Origin of the sequence: Pseudomonas fuscovaginae SE-1 (genome assembly GCF_000364705.1) — a bacterium.
Lineage (GTDB): Bacteria > Pseudomonadota > Gammaproteobacteria > Pseudomonadales > Pseudomonadaceae > Aquipseudomonas > Aquipseudomonas fuscovaginae_A.
Window position 1 is genome coordinate 1 of record NZ_AQOH01000205.1, and the last position, 4,844, is coordinate 4,844.

Annotated in this window: 6 protein-coding genes; all 6 read right to left on the reverse strand. The window is 63.4% G+C overall.

Annotation, left to right across the window (positions count from 1 at the left end; translation table 11 throughout):
- The 6 genes from K675_RS0118800 to K675_RS33975 all read right to left on the reverse strand — a co-directional run bounded on the left by K675_RS0118800 (position 1) and on the right by K675_RS33975 (position 4,642).
- Positions 1-990, reverse strand: a complete 990-nt coding sequence (locus K675_RS0118800) for a threo-3-hydroxy-L-aspartate ammonia-lyase (RefSeq protein ID WP_017905035.1) — start codon at positions 988-990, stop codon at positions 1-3.
- Between the two features lie 73 nt (positions 991-1,063).
- Complete coding sequence (locus K675_RS0118805; protein WP_017905036.1) at positions 1,064-2,329, reverse strand: aminotransferase class I/II-fold pyridoxal phosphate-dependent enzyme; 1,266 nt, start codon at positions 2,327-2,329, stop codon at positions 1,064-1,066.
- 4 nt (positions 2,330-2,333) lie between these two features.
- Positions 2,334-2,678 (reverse strand): AzlD domain-containing protein, encoded by a 345-nt coding sequence (locus K675_RS0118810; RefSeq protein ID WP_017905037.1) that lies wholly within the window; start codon positions 2,676-2,678, stop codon positions 2,334-2,336.
- Positions 2,675-3,409: an AzlC family ABC transporter permease gene (locus K675_RS0118815; protein WP_017905038.1), complete on the reverse strand. Its 735-nt coding sequence runs from the start codon at positions 3,407-3,409 to the stop codon at positions 2,675-2,677. The genes K675_RS0118810 and K675_RS0118815 overlap by 4 nt, the downstream gene beginning before the upstream one ends.
- A 53-nt stretch (positions 3,410-3,462) precedes the next feature.
- Positions 3,463-4,344 (reverse strand): sugar phosphate isomerase/epimerase family protein, encoded by an 882-nt coding sequence (locus tag K675_RS0118820; RefSeq protein WP_017905039.1) that lies wholly within the window; start codon positions 4,342-4,344, stop codon positions 3,463-3,465.
- Positions 4,345-4,468: 124 nt separating this feature from the next.
- Positions 4,469-4,642: a hypothetical protein gene (locus K675_RS33975; protein ID WP_017905040.1), complete on the reverse strand. Its 174-nt coding sequence runs from the start codon at positions 4,640-4,642 to the stop codon at positions 4,469-4,471.
- Positions 4,643-4,844 lie beyond the last annotated feature (202 nt).

A 4,844-nucleotide genomic window follows, 5' to 3' on the forward strand; every position in this document is an offset into this window, starting at 1 on the left:
CTAGCCCGTTACGGGCACAGGCAGCTCAAGCAGCAGGCGGGCGTAGTGGGCGAGGTCGACATTGCCGCCTGACAATATCACGCCAACCCGTTTGCCCCGAAGCTGTTCGCGCATTTTGAACGCTGCGGCAGCCGCCAGGCATCCGGTGGGTTCGACGACGAGATTCATTCTTTCGGCGAGGAAATGCATGGCCTGCAGCAGTTCCTGGTCGGTGACGGTCACGATGTCGGTGACCCGTTCCCGAATGATCGGGAACGTGAGTTGGCCCAGCGACTGGCTCTGGGCCCCGTCGGCGATAGTGAGGGGCGTGGCGATGGTGACAAGCGAACCGGAGTGCAGCGAACGCTGCGCATCGTTGCCGGCTTCCGGTTCCACCCCGAAGATTTCGCAGGCCGGCGCCAGCGAGCCGGCGATCAGCGCGCTGCCGGCAATCAGTCCGCCGCCGCCTACCGGTACCAGCAGTGCGTCCAGCGGCCCCACTTCCTCGAACAGTTCCAGGGCGGCGGTGCCTTGACCGGCAATGATATCGGGGTGATCGAATGGCGGGATGAACTTGTAGTCGTGGTCCTGCTGCAGTTGTCGGGCGATCGCCAGGCGATCTTCGGCGTGGCGATCGTACTCGACCACGGATGCGCCATAGCCCAGTGTCGCGGCCTTCTTGGCGGCGGGTGCATCCGAGGGCATGACGATCACCGCTGGGATCCCGAGTTCCCTCGCGGCCAGGGCTATCCCCTGGGCGTGATTGCCCGAGGAGTAGGCCACCACGCCGCGCTGCCTGGCGGTGGCATCGAGTTGCATCAGGGCGTTGAGCGCACCCCGGATCTTGAACGCCCCCATGCGCTGGAACTGTTCGCATTTGAAATAGACCCGGTTTTCCAGCCAGGTGTCGAGGGTCGAGCAGGTGAACACCGGTGTTCGTCGTACGCGCCCTTCGAGGCGCATGGCGGCAGCCTGCACATCCTGTGCAGTGGGTAATGACAGTTCGCTCATGGCGACTCCTGGAGCGGTGCGATGAAACGACATGACGGGGTTCGCCCGTCATGCCAGGATGCCGGGCAGGTCGTCAGTGACCAGGCTCGCGTTCGGCGCAGGCCAGCCTTACCGCGTTGGCGATGACCTCGGCGGCCTGTTCGATCTGCGCGAGGTCGAGATAGGACGGTGCGATGCGCAGGTGGCGTTGCCGGGCGTCGCGGCCATGGCAGTGAGTCGCTCCCGCCGGGGTCATTTTCACGCCCGCTTCCTGGGCGATCGCGACAACCCGCCCGGCCAGTCCCTCGGGCACCAGCAGGGCGATGAAGTAGCCGCCGCTGGGACGTGACCAACTGACCTCCGGCAGGTCCGCCAGGTGCTCGCTGAAGATCTGCTGGACCCGTTCGAACTTCGCTCCCAGGGATTGGCCATGGCGTTTCATGTGGGCCCTGAGGTTGTCCGCCGTCCGGAAGAACATCAGGTGCCTGACCTGATTGACCTTGTCCGGGCCGATCGTCTTGTACTGGCGGCATTGCAGCCACCAGCGCAGGGTCTCGGGGCTGCCGCCGATCATCGAGATGCCGGAGCTGGGGATGACCATCTTCGAGGTCGAGGCGAACAGGATCACCCGCTCCGGGTGGTCGGCCCGCACGCAGGCCGCGTAGACGTCGGGCGCCGTATCGGTGGGCTCGTGGAAGTCATGGACCGCATAGGCGTTGTCCCAGAACAGCCGGAAATCCCGGGCGGCGGTCAACATGCTGGCCAGCCGGTCGACCACCTGCTGGCTGTAGATCGCCCCGTTGGGGTTGGCGTGCCTGGGGACGCACCACATGCCACGAATGCTCGGGTCGGCCGCGACCAGCCGTTCGACCTCGTCCATGTCCGGTCCGTCGTCGTTCAACGTCACGGGTATCATCTCGATGCCATAGTACTCGCAGATCGAGAAGTGCCGGTCGTAGCCAGGTTCAGGGCAGATGAAGCGTACCTTGTCGGCCTTGCCCCATGGCTGCATGCCGGCGAAGCCCCTGATCCAGGCATGGCCGATGGCTTCATGCATCAGGGCCAGGCTGGAGTTTTCGCCAATGGCCACCTGATCGGCAGGCAGCCCCAGCAATGCCGGGCCGAACAGTTCGCGGACCTCCTGGACGCCCTGCAGCCCGCCGTAGTTGAGCCAGTCCTGGCCGTCGGCGGAAGAGAACGGGTGGCTGCCGGGCAGGCTGAGAAAATCCCGGGACAGGGCGATCTGCTCGGATGACGGCAGGCCGCGGGTCATGTTGATCGGCTGCTGGCGGTCGCGAAGTTCGGCGTGGCGTGCACGCAGTTGCTCCAGGTCCGGCGATGTCGGGCGAGAATCGGGCATTGCGTCAGGCTCCTATGAAGAAGGTCATGGCGATGAAAAAACCGAGGCAGATGAAGAGTGTCTTGAATACCCCCCGGAAACGCGCGGCGAGGAAGACGGCGAGGCACAGGGTGGCCAGCTTCAGCAGGGCCGTGGGGTTTTCGAAATGTCCCAGCCAGTCGTTGTAGTAACGCTCGCCCAGCAGGGCGGAATAGATGATGCCGCCCATGACGCCAAAGGCCGCGTAGTTGAGGAAACGGTAGATCAGGCCATCGGAGGCTATCGGCAGTTTGTGAAAGACCAGGATGGGCAGCGCGCGCAGCACGTAGGAGGCGAGCGAGGCGACGAGGATAAGCGTCCAGTTGTTCATTGGCTCTTCCGTTCGAACAGTTCGTCCCAGATCAGCAGGGCGGCGCCGAGTGCGAAAGGCACCACGAAGATCTGATAGTCATGCAGGTAGCGGCCGGCGATCGGGGTCAGGGCGAACCCGGCGCCGGTGGCGATCATCGGCTTGAGTTTCGGCCAGGCCAGCGAGGCGAGCACGGTGAAGTGGATCGGCAGGATCACGCCGATCACCGATTGCAGGAGCGGGTTCTGCTCGCCGCTGACCCAGTAGCCCAGGCCGGTGGCGATGATGGCGATCGACAGGGTGCTGATGCCGCAGCCCAGGTAATAGTTGTAGACGTTGGCGATCATGCCCTTCTTGGCGTTGGACAGGGTGAAGGTGGAGATCGACAGCAACTGGGCGGACAGCAGGGACTTCCACAGCGGTACGCCCTTGAAGTGCTCGGTCAATACCGAGGACATGATCAGGAAGCGGAAGTTGACCACCAGGGTGGTGAACAGGATCGACATCACCGTCAGGTTCGCGCCATGTTGGGCGAGGAACACCTGCAGTGGCGCCGCGTGCACGGTGAAGGTCATGATCAGCGCCTGCAGCCCCGAGAACCCGGCATCCCGGCTGGCGGCGCCGATGGAGAAGAAGAGGAACATGAAGGTCAGGCACACGGGGAGTGAATCGATGCAACCCTCGATGAAGGAGTTGCGACCGACCCGGCGTTGCTCGCCGGACGAGTCGGTGATCGACGCTTGGTTGGCCATGAAGGGAGCTCCTGGCGCCGACGGCGAAGCGAGTCCGCCGTCGGCACCGCAGGTTATCGAGCGCTGGACGCTACGAGTTGGTTGAGAAAGTCGACACTGCCACGCAGGGTGCCACCACGGGTTTCAAAACCGACCATGCCTTTCCAGCCGGTGTACTGAATGGCATCGATCAGGCCCGGGAAATCGAGGTTGCCCTGACCCAGCGGGAAATGCGAATCGCGGTCGCCGTTGTTGTCACTGAAAGACATGCCAACCACCCGGTCGCTGAATTTCCAGAAGAAGGACAGCGGATCGCCCTCATTGACATAGGCGTGGGACACGTCCAGGAACATGTGCAGACCGGGAACGGATTCCAGGACATGTTCCACCTCGTCTGCCGTGGTGCAGATGTAGTAGAAGGGGTGGAAGCGGGTGTAGTTGCACAGGTTCTCCAGCCAGATCTCGACGCCACGGGCCTTGCCATAGGCCACCAGCTCACGCAGGTTGCCCACCAGGCGTTCCAGGCCCTTCTGGCGGGCTTCCTTGACCAGGCGCGGCTCGACCACGCCACCTCCGTGGACAATCAGCGGCGCGCCGCCCAGGGCGGCACAGATGTCGACCTCTTTTTTCACGTAGTCCAGGGCGGCAGCGGCCAGATCCTCGACATCGCTGCCCAGGGGGGCCTTGAAGTTGCCGTGGAAAATCGGTTTCACGCCGCTGCTGGCGATCAGTTCGTTCAGCGCCGCCAGGCGTTGTGTGGTGAAGTCGGAGGGACGTTCGCCTTCGAGGCTGCCGTCGATGTACCAATGGCTGTACCCCTGCTCCAGGGCCCGCTGCAGGCCCGCCTCGGCTGTCAGATAGTCTTGCTGAGCGGTGGCGGTGATGAAGGCTGGCCAGGTTTCCCGGCTGGCGAATGCGGTGGTGTCGCCTTTTGGCAAATCAGTCACGGTTTCCATGTGTCGTCTCCACAATCCAATTGTATTTATGATGAGAGCGGTGATACCTGTGTCTCGTAGCGGCAACCGGGGCGTGCCCGGTGTGGGGCCAAATCATCTATCAATCCGTGGGCGGGACAACCTATCAGTTTGACAGGTTGGACGCCGCGCCCGTTGTCTCCAGGGCATCCAGCGTCTTGTGGTTCAGGGCGATGGACAGCGCGACGGCGCGCTCGACACCGATGGTCTTGGCTGGGCCCAGTCGCCGGATATCCAGGCCGAGCCTGATGAGCAGTTTCTCGACGCCCACCGTGGTCACCGTGACGAATCGCTTCAGGCCACGCTCGACGCCAAAGTGGACAACCGCGCGGATGGCGATCAGCGATTGATCGGAAAACGCATAGGGGCGACCGCTCTGCTGGCAGATGGCAAAGCGACTGAGTTCCCAGGTGTCCTCCGCGCGGGGAACCGGAGCACCGTAACCGATCCATAAACCCCACCAACTAAACGGTGGGGCTCAG

Excerpts from the sequence above, each read along its gene's own strand:
- K675_RS0118805 (WP_017905036.1), bottom strand. The coding sequence starts at position 2,329 with ATGCCCGATTCTCGCCCGACATCGCCGGACCTGGAGCAACTGCGTGCA.
- K675_RS0118800 (WP_017905035.1), bottom strand. The coding sequence starts at position 990 with ATGAGCGAACTGTCATTACCCACTGCACAGGATGTGCAGGCTGCCGCC.
- K675_RS0118810 (WP_017905037.1), bottom strand. The coding sequence starts at position 2,678 with ATGAACAACTGGACGCTTATCCTCGTCGCCTCGCTCGCCTCCTACGTG.
- K675_RS0118820 (WP_017905039.1), bottom strand. The coding sequence starts at position 4,344 with ATGGAAACCGTGACTGATTTGCCAAAAGGCGACACCACCGCATTCGCC.
- K675_RS0118815 (WP_017905038.1), bottom strand. The coding sequence starts at position 3,409 with ATGGCCAACCAAGCGTCGATCACCGACTCGTCCGGCGAGCAACGCCGG.